A 17,173-nucleotide genomic window follows, 5' to 3' on the forward strand; every position below is an offset into this window, starting at 1 on the left:
GGGGTGTTCAGCGTCCGCGACTTACAACGGACGGACGTCAGTTCTCTTCCATCACCGGGGGCTTCGGCGTTTGCTCGTTGGTGCCCTGGCTGTACGTCCACTGCACCGAGTATTGCAACAGCTCAGACACCGTATCGAAGCCCAGCTTTTCCTTGGCCCGTCGGCGGTAGGTTTCAATCGTTTTGCGCGACAAGTTCAGGCGCTCCTGAATGTCCTGCACGCTGTAGCCTTGTCCTAGCATCTGAAAGACCGCCATCTCGCGGTCCGTCAGCTCGTCGATGGCGAAGCTCGGCTCCGAGGAACGGCCCATGGCCACCTTGTTCAGGATGCGCGAAGCCATGCGGCGGCTGAGGTACACCTCGCCGTTTTGCACGCTTCGAATGGCCTCAAGAACGGTGCGGGTGGGCTCGCTCTTCATCAGGTAGCCCGAGGCGCCGGCCCGAATGGCCCGCTCGGCATACACGTTCTCGTCGTACATCGAAAAGACAATCATTTGCACGTCGGGAAGCTGTGCACGCACGTTCTGAACGAGGTCGAGGCCGTGCGCATCGTCCAAGGAAATGTCGACGACCGCCACATCGGGCGACAGTTTTTCCATGAGGTGAAAGGCCTCATCCGACGAGCTCGCCTCGCCAACAATTTCCATATCCATGGTGCCTTCGATGAGGTCGGCAATGGCCTCACGGATGGCCGGATGATCGTCAACAACAAAGATGCGTACGTGGTCGGTGGAGCGGGCGTTGGATTTCTTAGCCATGGGATTGGTAGATCGATCAACGAAGGGGATCCGAACAGCAGACGGAAGGTACAGGGCGCGTGGCACGCGTCGCGTAGACGTCATGGTACAAAACGCTAACGACAGAAGCACGCAGGAGTATGGTACGGAAGAAGCAACACCTAGAATATGCGCCAGTGACGGGCTGTGCGTGGTAGATTTGGAGCATATCCACAGCCCGTGGCTCCACCTCAATCACACCCAAGTCAAACGCTCTCAACAGCCGAAGGGCGCCACGTACACGCAACGGTCGTTCCGTTGCGCCGAGAGGACGTGATGTTCAGTTGGCCGCCGATGGCGCGCGCCCGGTACCGGATGCTGTGCAGGCCCAGTCCATCACTCGCGGCCCGCGGGTCGAATCCGTCGCCATTGTCGGCAATGCGGAGCAGCAGGCGCCCGTCGTCTGTGCGACGGAACACCACCTCGATGCATGTGGCCTCGGAATGCAGGCGGGCGTTACGCAGGGCTTCTTGGGCAATGCGGTAGAGCTGCATCTTGGCGTAGTCGTCCGTCACCTCGGCGCTGCCGTCGTGCATGTAGCAGCACGTTACGGCGTCGCGCTCCTGGTTGCAGCGCGTGGCGAGGTCGCGCAGCGCATGGGCAAGGCCGTCGCGCTCTACCTGCATGGGCAGCACGCCCCGCTGCAGGTCGTTGACGTGGACGATGGACGTTTGCAAGTGATTAGACACGCGCTGAATGGCGTGGTAGCCATCGGTTGCAGGCTCGAAGTGGCGCTCGCCAATGTTTTGCAGCAGCATGCGCGTACCGGCAAGCTGCTGCCCAATACGATCGTGCAGGGCGCGCCCAATCCGGCGGTGATGACGCTCGACGGCGGTCACCATCCGCTGCTCCATGTGCACGCGGTCGGTCACTTCGGTGCTTCCTACCCAAATGTCATGCAGCACTTCTTCTTCCGCAACGCCCACCGTGTTGATCACAAAGTGCCGATGGGGGGCTTCCAGCTGTTCCATCACGTGCTCGTAGCCCTGCAAGCGGAACTGCGCGGCCACCGCCTTCTCCAGAATCTTTCGGCTGTTGTCGGTTAGCAAGTCGCTGAGGGCGCGTCCGGTGAGGGCCTGTGCGCTCTTGTAGTTGAGCAGCCGCGCTGCGGCGGTGTTGCATTCCGCCACGTAGCCCGCGCGCAGTACATGGTCGATCTGCGCTTCGGACGCTTTTCGGAGCGACAGCGGCCGCGTCAGCCCAATGCGCAGGATGGCCTCGGAGGTGGCATCCACAAACTGCTGGTACCGCTGCTGGCTGCGCCGGAGCGCCCGGTTCGCGGCCCGCCGCTGCAACGAGGTGCACAGCAGGTCGCCCAGCACGTTGAGCAAGCGCGCATCGCGCGACCGGTAGGCGCTGTGGCCCGGCCCGTGCTCAATGCCCAGGTAGCCCAGCATGTGCCCTTCGGCCGTCAAGATGGGCACCGCAAACATGGCTCCGGGCGGCGGCTCGCCCGAGGGGTGCCCCCACTCGTACTGAACGTAGGATTCCAGCGGCACGGCATCGTCGGCGGCCGACGCGGCCTTTTCGTCTCGGAGGCGCGCGATGCGCTCGGTGGGCAACACCATCAGAAACGCGTACTGGGCTCCGGTGGCCGTACCCACGATCTCGGGGAGCGCGTTCAGGTCGCCCGGGGTTTCGGCGACGAGCAGGCGCGAGGCCTTCACCAACGCCTCTTCAACCCCGCTATCGGGCATTGCGGCCGGGCCCATCGTCTCGGTCACCCAGCAGACGGCGCCGTGCAGCGTGCCCGCTGGTTGCAGCGGCGTAACGTGCCAGCGGACCATGCGCCCGCGCAGCGGAATGCGCCCCGTCCATGCGCGGCCTTCGGCAACGGCGGCTGCGATGGTCTGCCGGTACTCCTCGTGGGTCACGGCATCCGTTAGGTGATGCACCGGCCGGCCGTACAGCTCCCGGAACGCCGTGGAGGCGCGATGCACGCGGCCGTCGGGCGCGATTGTAAGGGCCGGGTGACTCAGCGTGCCGCTGCTGCTTGCGCGCTGAATGAGGCCATCGACGGCGGCCAGCACGCCGGGCGTGGATGCGCCTGTTTCCGTGAGGTGCATCCGCAGCATCTCGCCGAAGTGCTCCAGGCGCGCCATGGCGTCGTGCCCCCAGTGCACCACGCTATTGAGCGACCGAAACCGCAGGCGGCCCCACAACCCCACAGCCGGATCGGAGATGGGCACATCCATCGAGAACGCGGCCTCGTTTACATCCACCGCCCGAAGCCCGGAGCTCACATACGGCGTCTGCACCGACGCGTGATGGACAAACAGCGCCCCGTCGGCCGCGCCCAGCGCACGGGTCACCCGTGCAAGCGCTTGCTGCAGGGCCGATCGCGCGCCCGGCGCCGCGGCAATGCCCGCCACGCCCAGCGCGATAGCGTCCCACAACGGCGCCACAGAGGCCTCGGAGGGCCGCGATCTTGTAACAGCTACAGGTAAAGACTTCATATGTGCACAGGAGAGCTGCCTGCGGGATGCGATCCCAAACAAGCAGCGCGTTAGGTGGGGATGGTGGGGATTGGAGGCGTTACGCGCAAGGTCGTGTCCTCCAACGTGCATCTATTACGCATAGTAAAGGATAGGGCAACATCCGTCAGTCCACTCTTCGTCCGTTTGTACTGCGCCTCTGGTGCATCATCCGGTAGGCGAAGCGTGCTAGGCCGTGCGTTTTCAGTATCATACCGCCTGATGGATGCCCGCGCGTCAGGGGGAGCGGGGGCGATGGGTCATGGAGACAACTGCTGTGCCACACGACCCACCATCCGAGATACAAATATCAAGAAAATAAAAAAGCGCGGAACAAGCTTTTCATAGCTTATTCCGCGCTTCGGAGCGGGTGATGGGATTCGAACCCACGACCTTCTGCATGGCAAGCAGATGCTCTAGCCACTGAGCTACACCCGCATAAGGCAATATGTTGGGAGCAGTTGCTATTTTCGCAACTGCGATTTCGGTAAATACGGACGCTAACCATCGGTTCCCTCAAAACCCAATCTTCGCGGATCCTTTGCGCGCGTCTTCGGCATCGCCCGACGCGCGCGTTTCAAGCGGAAGGGTAAACGTTTGCGCATACGGCGTGGCGCCCTGTGCCTTCCAGAAGGCCTGCCCGGCCCCGTTGGCCTGCAACACCTGCAACCGAACGCGGGCCACGCCCTGGTGCGTGGCCCAGTGGGTAACCGCGGCCACCAGCTGCCGGCCAATTCCTTGGCTCCGCACCGCTGGCACCACGTACAGCTCGTCGATAAACACCTCATCCACGGCGGCATAAATGGGCGGCGGCCCCGTCCGGCGCGCACTCACAAACCCCACCACCGTGCCTTCGTCCTCCGCCACAAACAGCCGCTGCGTCTCGTCGCTCAGCCAATACGGCGCGTCGTTGCGCCAGCGCTCGGCGGCATCCTCAGAAAGCGTGAGGCGCTCGTCTTGGGCGGCCTGCTCGCGTTGCAGCGCCAGCCACAGCGCCTCCAGGCGCGCCAAATCGTCCGTCGCGGCGCGGCGAACATCGGGAAATGCTTGAGCATCGGACATGGCAAACGAAGAGATCGATTCAATGGGCACACGGACGGCAAACAACGCCCGACGGCTGCAATGTATCCACCGGTTACGATCCGGCCGCTGCTCGTTCCTCTTTCACGAGCGTACGCCGCAGGATCTTGCCCGAGGCCGTCTTCGGAATCTCTTGCACAAACGCCACGCGCCGGACCTTTTTGTACGGCGCCACCTGGTCGGCCACAAACGCCATTACGTCCTCGGCCGCTAGGCCGCGGGCGTTCGGCTTGCGCACGATAAACGCCTTGGGCACCTCGCCGGCTTCCTCGCTCGGGCTGGGCACCACCGCGGCATCGGCAATGCCCTCGTGCGCCTGCAAGATCGCCTCCAGCTCGGCGGGGGCCACCTGGTAGCCCTTGTATTTGATGAGCTCCTTCACGCGGTCGACGATATACACGAAGCCTTCCTCGTCGGCGATGGCTACGTCGCCGGTGTGCAGCCAGCCCGCCTCGTCGATGGTGTCGGCGGTGGCGTCGGGGCGGTTCAGGTAGCCCTTCATCACCTGGGGGCCGCGGACCCACAGCTCGCCGCGCGCGCCAGTCTCCACGTCGGTGGTGCCGTCTACATCTACGATCCGAAATTCGGTGTTGGGCACGGCGCGTCCTACCGCGTCAATCTTGTGGATGTCGGCCCCGCGGGCCGCGAGGTGCGTGACGGGGCTCGTTTCCGTCATGCCGTAGCCTTGCTTCACGACACAGCCGATCCGGTCGCGGCAGCCTTCGGCGACGGCCGTGGGGAGCGGCGCGGCCCCCGAGGTGATGTACTGGAGCGTCGAGAGGTCGTAGTCGTCGACGACCGGCTGCTTGGCCAGGCCCAGGATGATGGGCGGCACGAGGTAGGCACTCTTGATGCCATGCGCCTGCACGAGCGCGCAGAAGTCTTCCATCTCGAAGCGCGGCATGGTCACCACCGTTGCGCCGCAGCGCAGCGCCATGCTCAAGATGACCGTCATGCCGTAGATGTGATAGAACGGCAGGATGCCCACCGTTACCTCACCGGCTTCGAGGCCTTCCACCGGCACGCACTGGCAGATGTTGGCCACGATGTTGCGGTGCGTAAGCATCACGCCCTTCGGCAGACCGGTCGTCCCGCTGGAGTAGGGCAGCACCGCCACGTCGTCTGCGGGATCGACCGTCACCGTGGGCGCCGCGCCGCCGGTTGCCAGCAACGCCTCGAAGGACGTCCCGCCCGTATCGCCGCCGCCCAGTACAAACACCTCCTCGATCTCTGCAGCGTCCGCTGCCGCCTTGGCCTTGTCGAAAAACGGCGGGACGGTCAGCAGGAAGCGGGCGTCGGCGTCCTTCAGCTGATGAGCGAGCTCGTCGGCAGTGTAGAGCGGATTGATGGTCGTGACGATCCCGCCGGCGCGGATGGCACCGTAAAATGCGATGGCGTACTCGGGCACGTTGGGCGCGTAGATCGCAAACACATCGCCGGGGGCAAACCCGCGGGCCGCGAGGGCCCCGGCCATCTGCTCGATGCGCGCCTGCAAGGCCCCGTACGTGAGCGTGCGCCCCGAGGGGCCGTCGATGAGCGCCGGGCGGTCGGCCCACGTGGCAAAGCGCTCCGTAACGAACGCGGGCAGGCTTACGTCGGGGATGGCAACGTCGTCAAACGGGCTGGTGTAGATCATGGGAGCCGGGCAATAGCCAATGGAAGCGCTTCGATGCAGTATCCCTTAACGTAAGGAGGCGCTTCCGGCTTTGCAACTGCTTCACACCGATCGCAGGGTAATCGCTCCAAGCGTGCCGGTTCGCGCTGATGTCGCTCAGGAGGGATTTACAGCGTGATGACGACGTGCCCGGGAGCAAGAGGGGCCGGGGGTCATATCTACGATAGGGCCTTGGTCATGCTCGTGGTACGATCTCCATCTACGGCCAGGAGTGCCCCATTGCGGAGATTGCCCTTTCAGCATGACCTTGCGCCTCCTTCCAAGAAATCCAGGGTTGTTGCATCGACCTTTAGGGGGCGCGGTGACGCCGATCGGGGCCCGCAGCGGCGTCGTTACCAGCCGGGCGAAATGCGGAGGCCCCACTCCCATCCGCTATCGGGCCGTTGAAACGGATACGCGTAGTACATCTCCAGTATAATCGCGCCCAGCACGTTAAAGCGTGACGTGATGCCCATGCTCGTCACCGGCACGCGCTCGTTGGTGCTCGTGTCCCATTTGAGCGTCGGTGCATCCTGACTCGTCCACGCCAGCCCGGCATCGGCAAACACGCCGACCTGCGTGGGCAGGTACTTAAACGGAATGACGGCCAGCTGCTCGGGGCCAAGGAGCGGCAGCCGCACCTCCGCGCTTAGCTTGGCGACCCGCGTACCAAAGAGCCGGTCGATGGCCGGGCAGCCGGTCAGCGACTGTGCGGGCGATACGCTGCCTTGTTGAAGCGTGGTGCACTCGCTCGGACTGATCTCCCGCACGTTGTATCCGCGAATGAACCCGCGGCTGTACGGGTAGCCGATGTATTCCGTCCCGAACAGATCGTTGAACGACGCGCCGTAATTTCCGATGTGTAGGATGTGCCCGGCGAACGTAAACGGCTTCACAAAAACGTACCGGCGCAAGTCGGCGAGGGTAGAGACAAACGACGTAGAACCCACTTGGGACGACACCTGCAGCCGCATCCGCCCGCCCTTGATGGGCGACGTGAGCCCCATGTACGAGAAGTCTTGCACGTAGGCGGCCGAGGATTGGGCAAAGTAGCGTGTTTTGGCCTCGCCCGGGAGCGGCTGAAAGTTGTTTTGGCGGAGGAAGTTGTTGATTTCCGCGAGGGAGAGATCTTCGTTCAGCGCGCGGCCCGTGAAGGTTTGCGACTGCACATCGACGTCGAAGCCGTACCGCACGCCGCCCACACCAAACTCGAACCGCCGCGTGCGGTCGAGCGGGTAGATGAGGTCGCCGCCCACCTGGGTGATGAGCGCGCGCCGGATGATCTGGTTGTAGATGGGCCCGGCGTTGGATGCCACCGGCACGACGCGCGCGCCGTAAATGACGGGGAGATGGCCGCCCGAGACGCCGTAATCCCACTGGTAGCGCTGGTTGAGGTACTGCACCTGCCCGCCGATGTCTTTGAAGCTGCCCTGCGCCTGCACCGCAACCGTCAGCTGCTGATTCCCCAGCATATCAGAAAATTGCAGCGCCACGCCGCCCGAAACGCGTGATCCCAGCGGCCCGCCGACCGAAGCGCCCACCGACGGCGGCACGATGCCCGTGAGCGACAGGTCGGGGTCGTAGGGCTGCGTCTCGTACGTGTCGGGCGCATTGGGAAATCCGAGGCGCGGGTTATCGAGCAGCGTGGCCACGAGGCCATCCTCCGTTGGCGTGTAGGGCGGCAGCACACCGGCTTCGGGCGGCACGGTCGCGGCCTCCGCCACACGGTTGGCCGGCGGAGCCGCCTCGGGCACGGCGTCGGTCACCGACGCTGGATCGGGCGCGCCCTGGGCCCCCGCCGTGGCCGCTGCATTCATGGGCGTGCCCTGGGCCTGGGCCTTCGTCAGGCGATGGCCGGTGTACGTGTCCTTGGCAAACACCGACACCATCATGGCCCCGCTCTGGCGCGCCACCGACATGGCTGGCGAGAGCGCGGTGATGCCGCTTATGCCCGTCTTCAAGCGCGTCACCCGAAAGAGGGCGTCGCTGCGCAGCACCAGCCGGTACACATCCTTAAAGCCGTCCTGGTCGCTAATGAAGTAGAGGCTCTCGCCGTCCGGCGAAAATTGGGGATTGTGGTGCAGGGCGTCGCCAAAGGGTTCGCGGATGGTGATCTCGCCCGAGGACACGTCCACGAGGCCCAGGTTCATGTTGGTCGTGGGCGCAAGCAGCCGCAGGTTCGTGTCGCCGCGGTCGGTGGCGATGGCGATGCGGTCGCCGCTGGGTGACCACGCGGGCTGCAGGTCGGCGTAGCGGTCGTTGGTGAGCTGCCGCACGTCCTTCGTCTGCAGGTTGAGCACGTACAGGTCGCTGATGCCGCCGTTGGTGCCGGTGACGGCGAGCTTCGTGCCGTCGGGCGACCACGCCGGATTTTTGAGCGCGGTTACGTTCTTGATCTTAAAGCTGCGCTCGATTTCTTCCGTCTGCACATTCCAGATCGTGATCTGGTTGTCGCCGTTGGCGTACGACACGAAGGCGAGCTTTTCGCCGCTGGGCGACCACGTGCCGGCCGAGCTGATGAAGCGCAGCGCGTTGAAGTGGGCGGTGGTGCCGGCATTGTCGAGCTCGGCAATGATCTCGCCCGTTTGCGCGTCGGCCACGTACAGGGTGAGCGAAAAGAGCGAGCGCGCCGAGAAGAACGCCACGTACTGCCCGTCCGGACTCAGGCGCGGCGCGATGTTGATGGAGCCGCCGGTGAGCACCGTCTTGCCCAGCGAATCGGCCGGGGTGCGGCCGGTCATGAGGGGCGCGTAGGTGTTCTCGATGGTTTCAGTCCACTCGGTGACGAGCGAGTCGCCCGTGATGCCAAACAGCCGCGGGATGGCTTTCTTCACGCCGATCTGCCCGCCCAGCTTGAAGAGGTTGGTGACGGCGCGGTCGCCGTATTTGCCGCCCACGTAAGCCAGGAAGGCCTGCCCGTAGCGGTACGGAAAGAACTTTTGCGTATTCGACAGCTCGCCAAACGACGGCAGGGCCTGCCGCAGCGCCGCGTCGCGCATCCACATGGCCGTGTGGGGATGCGCGCGCCCCAGGGAGAGGTATTCCGCCATGCCCTCCACCAGCCACAGGGGCAGGCGTTGCAGCTGCAGGTTCAGGCTGTCGCTGTTGAGGGCCAGGTCGTACTGAAACGAGTGCACCAGCTCGTGGCCCAGCACGTGGTTTGTTTCGCCGTATGCAGGCGAGAGCGGCATCACCACCCGCTCGCGCCGCGGCTCGGTAAACCCGCCCGTGGCCGGACTCAGCGCCTGATCGATGACGTTCGTCTGCTGGAAGTCGGCATCGTTGGCATACAGGATGATCGGCTTGTGGTCGAACGTGTGCAGGAAGACCTGCGAGTGGCGTTCGTACCAGCGCTCGGCCATCCGGGCCGCATCGCGCACGGCCTGTTCCTCGGCCGGATAGTAGTAGAACGTGAAGTGATCTGTGCGCAGCGTACGGAAATTAAAATTGTCGTACGTCACCTTGTTGCGCCCAAAGTACTGCGCCTGCGCAGGCACCGCGACGAGCACGAGCAGCAGACCTATCAGGGTCGTACGAACAGACGACCGATCCATAATATACGCATTGCTAGGAAGAAGGCTACGCGTGGTCTTCCCAACCGCCCCTAAAGCCAAAGCGTTCACGCCCGCTGCCGACGGTCGTTACGCGTCCGCAACGAGGGAACAAATCGTTACACGACCGGCCGCTGGAGCGCGTGATTAGGCGGCAGCTCCTTTCCATGAGCCGATCAGCGTGGTCGCGACACCGCCGAGCTCGTCTTGCGTTCGGTGCCGGTAGCATTCACCGAAGACAACGCCGCTGAGGCTGGTCAGAATCTCCACGCGAAGCGGCGGATGGCCCATGCGGATAATCTGATCTTGCTTTGTGAACAGAGCGGGCTGTAGGGCCGGAACGTTGAAGCCAAACTCAGCCAACGCGGCCACGATTCGCTTCCCGTTGTTCTCCGTCGACTCGATCCAGATGTCGATGTCGCCTGTGGTGGGGGGATAACCGTGGTAGGCGACAGCGTAACCTCCGACGATGAGGTATTTGACCTCATGAGCGTTGAGCAACTTCAACAGTTCGCTGAATTCGGTCGGAAGCTGGATCGTAGCCATAGTTGATTTGGCGCATTTCCTCGAGTGCCGCGATACGGGCCTTGGGATCCAGTGACAACCAGTAGGTGCGGTCGTCGTCCTCAGCTTCAGCGAAGGAAGTCACCGAAAACGCTGAGGTATCCAGCTTGAAACGAGAATTTGCCATACGAGCAAACGTTTGGTATTGGACGAGTGTATCTGTGTTACCGACTCGTTTGGAACAGGCTCCTGGGTGGTATAACGGGATAGCTCAGGTGCGATGGACGCCATGAACTTGCGATAGTAGCGGGATCAGTGCAAGCTTTAGAATTTGGCGTTGGCCCATCGTCAGCTGTAGCGTTTTGTTATGCCGCGTGATTGCCAAACAAAGTAGATAGCATAACACTTCTTTTTCCATATGTGCGCTTTTTCATTTGTCCGTAAGGCCGCGATGAGGGCGGTCAAACTCCGATTCTTCGAGATCATACCTGACATGACCGTCTGAGCAGTGGAAATGCTCGGGGCGTCGCTCTTCCATCTCTTTCCCGCAGACGTAGCAAAAGTGCTGGGCTCGCTCCAAGTGGCCAACCTTCTCGTTGATGTCCCGAATCAATCCTTTTGGAACGTACTGCCCGACCTCAATGAGCCGGTCTCTTCTCTTGACCATCTCTTCATGTGAGCAGCACGCTCCGCAATTTTCGTTCGTGCAAATCCACCATCCATTATCACATTGTGATGAATCCCTACTGTCAATAACAGAACGGCATTTCGGATTGAAGCAATGGTGTAGGTACACCTCTTGGCCATGCTTTGCGCACGATTTGTTTCCGCAGTGAAAGTGCGTCACGCGGTAGTATGCATAATTGCTACTTCGCGTCGAATCGAGAATGTGGTCACATTCCCGACAGTACAGCCGGTCCAGCAACTGCGCGAATCGATTGACCCAGCCGAGAAACCGGTGGTACTGCCCCATCTCAATGGTTTCGTACGGAAGATCTTCATCGACGGACAGATTAAGCAGGACGAGGAAATCCTCGAGGGTGTAAGATTCCCAATTACTCTCTTCATGGCGTCCGTGACAACTGGCGTAACACTTCTTGTTGCGACACCACCAGAAATCATGGACGCCAAAGTCTTTACGCTTCGCTTTTCGACCCTCGCAGTACGTCGGGTCATCAAGACAACTCTCTCGTTCCGTCTCTACCAGATGCTTGCTGTTGGACCAATGCTTCTCGTCCTGGAGGTTGATAAAGAAATCATGGTTACGTGCAAACTGGAAGACGGCTTCCCGCTGGTTTTCGTTCTCCGCCGGAACAGTCCAAACCTTCCGGTTGGGGTCGTAGCGTCGTCTAGGGAGACGCTTGACATTAGCAACGAGCTGCTTGTCGTACTCAAATGAGATAACGAATAGCCGCCGCTCGTTCTGCATGACCTCCTCCACCTCGCCCTTTCCTGGTCGCATCTGAAGTTCGGCTCTACCTTCACAACGATTAAAAATGTCCTGAATCCGAAGACGTCGACAGGGATTGTCTCTGGTGACGTGTCTCGCAATTTGAATCAGGTACCCCTCTCGAGGAAATTCTCCCGTTCGAGCGGCATGCTGAATCGTCTGGATGATGAGCTCGGCGGAGAGGCCCAGAGGAGGTGAAGCACCGGGAGGACTTTCGTTTCTGTCTCGCTTGTTTTCCTCCTCAAGTTGAAAGGACGAGCAGGCAGCTAAACGTTCCGGAGTGAGCGTCACGCGTTCCTGGGCATGCAGGTAGAACGCCTTCCGGAGGGCCTTCACTTGATCCGAATCCGAGAGCCAGGAAAGACCCTCCTGGAGCAGTGGTAATTCAAAGTCAGCGTCCTCCTGCCGATCAATCTCATCGTCAATCCACCAGGTAAGACGGACCACGGCACGGGCGGTCTCGGAAGACAGATTAGAAAGAGTCAGGCGGCCGGGGGCATGGTCCACCAGTTGGCGTGCCGCCTTTTGCACACAGCGTGCGGTCTCTCGATTCCTAACCTGAATGTCCTGCAGGTACGTGCACAGGGTGTGTGCGAACGCACTGACTTCAAGAGCTCCGTTCTTGACCCAAGACTCACCAGTATCAATCGCATCCACCGTGAGACCGTCCAGATACTCCAAGATTCGAGGTTGTGGATGCACGTCGAGATGTCCCTCCTGGTAGAGCTGAACGTGGGTGGGGACATCTACGTGCTCCACCAATGCAGACTCGAAATTTGCACGCCGCGCATCGGCCAACGTCTGTTCGGCTGCAGCGAGAAGCCATCGGGCTTCTGGGTAGCACTTCGACTCCTGCGATGTGTAGATGACCGGGAGGAAATCGGACCCGCGGATGCTCGTTTGGTCGGACTCAGCGATCATGGGTAGATCCTCCAGGCGTGCCCTCAAAATCCTTTCTGCGATGGTTGGGTCTACCTTTTCGAGCACCGGCTCCAGGTCACTTCGGTCAAACTTGCTGGCATTCTGCAAGAGCCATTCTTCCGGAACTGCGGACAGGCAGCCTTTGCCGTAGAGAACAACCTGCGTTTTCTCTGTCGCCTCCTGCTGTAGAACCATCTCGCATTGATCACGCAGGGACTCTGTAGTCGTATCCCTGGTCTCACTCTCGAATGTCTCCGAATAGGACTGGACATCCTCAAGCCATTGGGAAAGAGTATCATTTCGCTCCTCAGTAGAGTCTTCCCAGGCCTTCAAAAGCTCGTTCGTTCGGCAGATAGCAAACCGGCGCCGTTGCTCGGATTCCAGGTGCTGGAGCAGATCGACGCGTGTCTTCTTTTTCCAACAGTCAGAGTAGCCATTGACGAACTCCGAGTATCCGATATCGACGAGGAAACCATCTTCCCATAGCGAAAACGCCCGCTCTCTGCTCAGTTCGCTCTGCTTGTAGCAATGCTGTACGAGGCGTTCGACAGCCCCCACGTACCCGTCAATATCCTCGGGGATCTCCCTCTCGTGCTCCTTCCGAAGCGCCTTCAGAATCTCATAATGCTTATCAAGGAGAGAGACAGCGTTTGCATCCGCAGTCAGGAGGGCTTCATTGATTATCTCGGTATGTCGATCAACCCAGCTCGCAAGATCTTCCTGTGAAAAGCGTCGAACAATGTCTCGAAGTTTTGTCCCTCGGATAGATCTCGACCGATAGGAGTGATAGGATAGATCGACAAGCTGGTCGGACCAGTCATCTTGACAGGCTTGGTCTACAAGCGTGTCAATTAGACCCGGTTCAAGCGTCGGGAGAAGCCCCTCCAGCCAAAGCATGGAGGCGACGCTACCTGGAATGACGTCGTGATCCAGCAGACTTCGGACTTCTTGACAGTACTTATTCCAAATACGCTCCGTCCACTCCGAGGGCAAAACTGCCTTTTCCAGCACGTTGCCGAGCAGCCGGAGGGCCGTTCCCCGTTTTCGGTCGGACCGCTCTTCGTTGCTCCAGGCAACCATCTCGATGAGATCCAGCACCCCGCTGACGTCCGACTGTGGCACCAAGTGAGCCATAACGGAAACATTAGGTCTCAGACTTACACCCCCGAGCATCCAAAAAGCCAAATCCTCCGCAAACGAAACTGAAGGCCGGCCGAACTCTCTTAGGGATTGAACTCCGACGGCTTGGTACTCTCCCGGCTTCCGAGAGGGAACAATGCGAAACGCGACGTACATGTCATCGGAAATAGATTCAGCCTCGACATTCCGCTCGTTGACGTATGCGTCATCGCCGTCCAGCACGTCGAGCGGCTTCAGCGGCTGAATGAAGCCGAATCCCTTGTTGGAGTCGAAAAACTTGACCTTTCCGATCTGCCAGTTCGCGCGCTCACTCTCGAGGTAGCTACGGAGCTCTTCGTGTTCGGAGGTAGAGGCAACCTCTTTGATAAGCGGTCCAAGATCATCAGGGTGATCGTGAAGAAGACGAATGTCTTTGGCCTTGAAGGTACCCGGCTTTCTTGAGGACGGAACTTTCTGAAAAACAATGTATGCATCGTCGACGAGTTTGTGGGAAGCCTGTACATCGCCCCCGATGTAGACGTCGTCCTCGTTCTCCGTGTAATCGGCAACGGTCAGATCTCGCGCGAAGCCAAACTCCTTCTTAGCATCGTAGAACTTTACTTTTCCAAGGCACCACTTTGATTTCTCTCGGTCAATACGTGTAACCATTACAGAAAATGCAGTCAGCACGGATGAACTGATGATGGAGCTATTAGCACAGAGCGGCATAACGGGGGAGCTCTGCGGCGGCTTGCCGTCCGCAGCAGCGTGAGGTTATGTGGCTTTCCCGTCTTGATTACGACTTGACGAAAGCTGCTTAACTTTATAATCGAGTTCGTAGATGTAATTCAATAGGTCCTCGCAGATCTCAATCGCGATTCGGAGATCATTTTCCGAAGGAGCGCCCAGTTCGTGAACTGCTTCGTTACCCATGAATCTGAACTCGTGGAGGTCTTCCACGATGTGATCAGGGAGTATCTGGTCCAGCTTCTCTATTCTCTTCTCTAAGTTGTCACCGGACTGACCTATGTCTTGATCTTTGCAGATTCCCTCAACGAGAGACCTAAGCCCAACAGCCGTTAGGATTCTGGTCTCTAAATTGAAGGCCTGAGCTGTCTCCCGGTAGATTTTGTTCAACTTCTCTGGTAGCTGCTTAAAACGCTTTGCATCAACTAGCCGCTTTTTCCTCTTCGGATAGTAGCTAGATGACCATAACTGTTCACCACTCTCAGGATCGTGATCACCCGCACGTGTCCAACTAACTTCAAGCGTTCCCTCTTCGCAGCCAGCACAAATGAGGAGTCTCTGCCTACGCCTTTCCCAGAAACCCGTGTAACGTCCAGCACGGATATCAGGGTACTCTGTGGTATGCTCAGCCTTGATTTGATGATTTGTCTCTGAACCGCAGTTATTGCAAAAGACTCTCATGTCCTACTGATATGAAGAATAATCTTGGTTCCTCGAAACCACATAACCTATACTTATATCAACATACTTGACATAGCACGCATCCATCATTTTGCGCAAACACCTGAAAGTCAGTGCGATGGGTGTATCGGGCCCGGTGCTATGTCAACAAAGTGGGCATAGCGCGTTATGCGATATCGCATGTAGCCACGGGCCAGCATGCGAGGGTAATGCTTACAAAATGTACAGGCGATCTGAAAGAACTGCAAACGGAAGGCCCTGGCAACGGTCCGCGCGGGCGACAGCCGCCCGCAAACGGAGCCATTGCTAGGAAGAAGCCCGCGTCTCGCCTGCTTCGGCCGGGTGCATGTAGCCGCGAAACAGCATGTCGTCGCCCACCGGCTCCCACGCGCCGGCCGCGAAGGTCCGGGCCTCGGCCATGGCCTCGATGCCTAGATCCCTGAGCGTAGGCCGCCCGGCGCCCACGAGCTTCGGGGCGATGAAGAGAAAGAAGCGGTCCACCAACGCCTGCCGCACGAGGGCCGTGGCCAGCCCGGGCCCCGCCTCCACCAGCAGCGACTGCACCGGACGTGCCTCGCCGGCGCCGTCGCCCAGGTGCTGCAGCAACACCGACAGGTCGAGGTGCCCGTCGCGCTCGGGGATGCGCAGCACCCGTCCGCCCGCGGCACGCAGGGCCTCGGCGTAAGGGGGCGCGGCGCGCGTTGCGCCAAGCACGGCTGTCGTCGTGGCGGCCTGGTCGTCGCTAAACAGGTGCAACGACGGATCGAGCGTGCCCCGGCGGTCGAGCACCAGGCGCTGCGGCTGCGGCCCCTCCACATGGCGCACGGTCAGGCGCGGGTTGTCGGCCGCGGCCGTACCGGCGCCCACCAGCACCCCATCGGCCGCGGCCCGCCAGGCGTGCACCATGGTCCGTGCCTCGGTGCCCGAGATCCACCGGCTGTCGCCGGTGCGCGTGGCAATGCGCCCGTCGAGCGTCTGCGCGATCTTGAGCGTCACCAGCGGCCGCCCGGTGCGCACATGGTGCACAAACGCCTCGTTGAGCCGGTAGCAGCGCTCCGGCAGCACGCCCACGGTCACGTCGACCCCCGCGGCGCGCAACCGCTCGATGCCCCGTCCCGCAACCGCCGGAAACGGATCGACCATGCCCACCACCACCCGCGGAATGTCGTGCGCCAGGATGCGGTCGGTGCAGGGCGGCGTCTTGCCGTGGTGGTTGCACGGCTCCAGGTTCACGTAGAGCGTGGCCTGCCGCAGCGCCGCCGCGTCATGCGTGGCCCGGGCGTCGGCCAGCGCGCGCGCCTCGGCGTGGGCCTCGCCATACCGCGCGTGGTAGCCCTCGCCCAGCACGGTGCCGTCAGCCCCCACAATCACGGCGCCCACCCGCGGGTTCGGACTCACGAAGCCGGTGCCGCGGCGGGCCAGCGTCAGGCAGCGGGCCATCCAGCGGGCGTCGGACGAGGCGGGCGCTACAGTTCCGTGATGTACGTCGGAAGCGACGTTAGCTGCCATTGCTCAAAGTAAAACTTGGATTCAGATCGGGCTTTTTGGTACGGCAGCACAAACTGCCGCATCGTGGGATGGGTGAGCGCCCCCAGGACGTCCACAACCGTCGCACGCAACGGATGGGCGGCAAACAGGCTCCAGTCGGATCCGTCATGGGCGGGCTCGCGGAAGCACACGAGCGCATCGTCGTCCAAAAGCGTGCGCAGCGCCGCCAGCGTGTCGCGCCGCGGCCCGCGGGCCACCGTGGCGAGGGCCTCGGGCGCGGGCGGCGTCGGACCCGTCGCCAGCACGGCGCTTCCGGTTGGGGCCATCCATTCGGCAATCACCGCCTCCGGTGACAGCGCGTCAACCCCTTCATCAGCCCAGCGCGTCCACCGGTCTTTTGGGAAGGCCTCCACGAGCGCCCGCGCCACCTCCTCCGCGTTCTGCAACGCCGTGAAGCCAACGCGCCCCGTCGACAGGTTGGTGCCGGCCAGGTAGCCGCGGTGGTAATCGGATGTGCGCAACAAGGCGTCCAGCGGAAGCTGTGGGCCCTCGCGGCGCCGGGCATCCGCGCTCGTATCCGGCGTCACGGGCTCCACCAGCACCGGCTCCTCGAAAAAGTACTTGACAATGTCCACAACGATACGTCATTACGATGGTAGAACAAGGCAAACGGCGCAGCACAGGCTCGCGTTTCTGCCATCATGCGCTGCCGCGTGCCGTTGCTTTTTC

10 protein-coding genes and 1 tRNA gene are annotated in these 17,173 nt (G+C 61.3%); all 11 read right to left on the bottom strand.

From position 1 onward, the window contains the following. Nucleotides 1-37: 37 nt before the first annotated feature. The 11 genes from SALLO_RS0106670 to SALLO_RS15750 all read right to left on the bottom strand — a co-directional run bounded on the left by SALLO_RS0106670 (nt 38) and on the right by SALLO_RS15750 (nt 17,079). The gene (locus SALLO_RS0106670; RefSeq protein ID WP_022835534.1) at nt 38-757 is read right to left on the bottom strand and encodes a response regulator transcription factor; all 720 of its coding nucleotides are present in this window, start codon (nt 755-757) and stop codon (nt 38-40) included. A gap of 224 nt (nt 758-981) precedes the next feature. Continuing rightward, entirely contained in the window at nt 982-3,180 is a 2,199-nt protein-coding gene (locus SALLO_RS0106675; protein WP_022835535.1) for a sensor histidine kinase, read from the bottom strand. Nucleotides 3,181-3,614: 434 nt separating this feature from the next. Next, a tRNA-Gly gene (locus SALLO_RS0106680) sits at nt 3,615-3,687 on the bottom strand. Between the two features lie 78 nt (nt 3,688-3,765). After that, nucleotides 3,766-4,311 carry a GNAT family N-acetyltransferase gene (locus SALLO_RS0106685; protein ID WP_028566996.1) on the bottom strand — a complete coding sequence of 182 codons (546 nt, stop codon included), beginning with the start codon at nt 4,309-4,311 and terminating at the stop codon, nt 3,766-3,768. Between the two features lie 73 nt (nt 4,312-4,384). Continuing rightward, the gene (locus tag SALLO_RS0106690; RefSeq protein WP_022835537.1) at nt 4,385-5,965 is read right to left on the bottom strand and encodes an AMP-binding protein; all 1,581 of its coding nucleotides are present in this window, start codon (nt 5,963-5,965) and stop codon (nt 4,385-4,387) included. 371 nt (nt 5,966-6,336) lie between these two features. Then, nucleotides 6,337-9,537, bottom strand: coding sequence for a basic secretory protein-like protein (locus tag SALLO_RS0106695; RefSeq protein WP_022835538.1), 3,201 nt, complete (start codon nt 9,535-9,537; stop codon nt 6,337-6,339). A gap of 144 nt (nt 9,538-9,681) precedes the next feature. Continuing rightward, nucleotides 9,682-10,080, bottom strand: coding sequence for a nucleotidyltransferase domain-containing protein (locus tag SALLO_RS15740; protein ID WP_022835539.1), 399 nt, complete (start codon nt 10,078-10,080; stop codon nt 9,682-9,684). A 388-nt stretch (nt 10,081-10,468) separates the two neighbouring features. After that, a complete protein-coding gene (locus tag SALLO_RS17725; protein WP_022835540.1) occupies nt 10,469-14,197 on the bottom strand; it encodes a cold shock domain-containing protein in 3,729 nt (1,242 codons plus the stop codon). Between the two features lie 105 nt (nt 14,198-14,302). Beyond that, entirely contained in the window at nt 14,303-14,956 is a 654-nt protein-coding gene (locus tag SALLO_RS18135) for a DUF4145 domain-containing protein (protein WP_084696197.1), read from the bottom strand. Between the two features lie 306 nt (nt 14,957-15,262). Continuing rightward, nucleotides 15,263-16,465: a bifunctional diaminohydroxyphosphoribosylaminopyrimidine deaminase/5-amino-6-(5-phosphoribosylamino)uracil reductase RibD gene (ribD, locus tag SALLO_RS0106715; RefSeq protein ID WP_022835542.1), complete on the bottom strand. Its 1,203-nt coding sequence runs from the start codon at nt 16,463-16,465 to the stop codon at nt 15,263-15,265. Then, nucleotides 16,423-17,079 carry a hypothetical protein gene (locus tag SALLO_RS15750; RefSeq protein WP_022835543.1) on the bottom strand — a complete coding sequence of 219 codons (657 nt, stop codon included), beginning with the start codon at nt 17,077-17,079 and terminating at the stop codon, nt 16,423-16,425. The genes ribD and SALLO_RS15750 overlap by 43 nt, the downstream gene beginning before the upstream one ends. Nucleotides 17,080-17,173 lie beyond the last annotated feature (94 nt).

Origin of the sequence: Salisaeta longa DSM 21114 (assembly GCF_000419585.1) — a bacterium.
GTDB lineage: Bacteria > Bacteroidota > Rhodothermia > Rhodothermales > Salinibacteraceae > Salisaeta > Salisaeta longa.

Excerpts from the sequence above, each read along its gene's own strand:
- SALLO_RS15740 (WP_022835539.1), bottom strand. The coding sequence starts at position 10,080 with ATGGCTACGATCCAGCTTCCGACCGAATTCAGCGAACTGTTGAAGTTG.
- SALLO_RS0106670 (WP_022835534.1), bottom strand. The coding sequence starts at position 757 with ATGGCTAAGAAATCCAACGCCCGCTCCACCGACCACGTACGCATCTTT.
- SALLO_RS0106685 (WP_028566996.1), bottom strand. The coding sequence starts at position 4,311 with ATGTCCGATGCTCAAGCATTTCCCGATGTTCGCCGCGCCGCGACGGAC.
- SALLO_RS18135 (WP_084696197.1), bottom strand. The coding sequence starts at position 14,956 with ATGAGAGTCTTTTGCAATAACTGCGGTTCAGAGACAAATCATCAAATC.
- SALLO_RS0106690 (WP_022835537.1), bottom strand. The coding sequence starts at position 5,965 with ATGATCTACACCAGCCCGTTTGACGACGTTGCCATCCCCGACGTAAGC.
- ribD (WP_022835542.1), bottom strand. The coding sequence starts at position 16,465 with ATGGCAGCTAACGTCGCTTCCGACGTACATCACGGAACTGTAGCGCCC.
- SALLO_RS17725 (WP_022835540.1), bottom strand. The coding sequence starts at position 14,197 with ATGGTTACACGTATTGACCGAGAGAAATCAAAGTGGTGCCTTGGAAAA.
- SALLO_RS0106695 (WP_022835538.1), bottom strand. The coding sequence starts at position 9,537 with ATGGATCGGTCGTCTGTTCGTACGACCCTGATAGGTCTGCTGCTCGTG.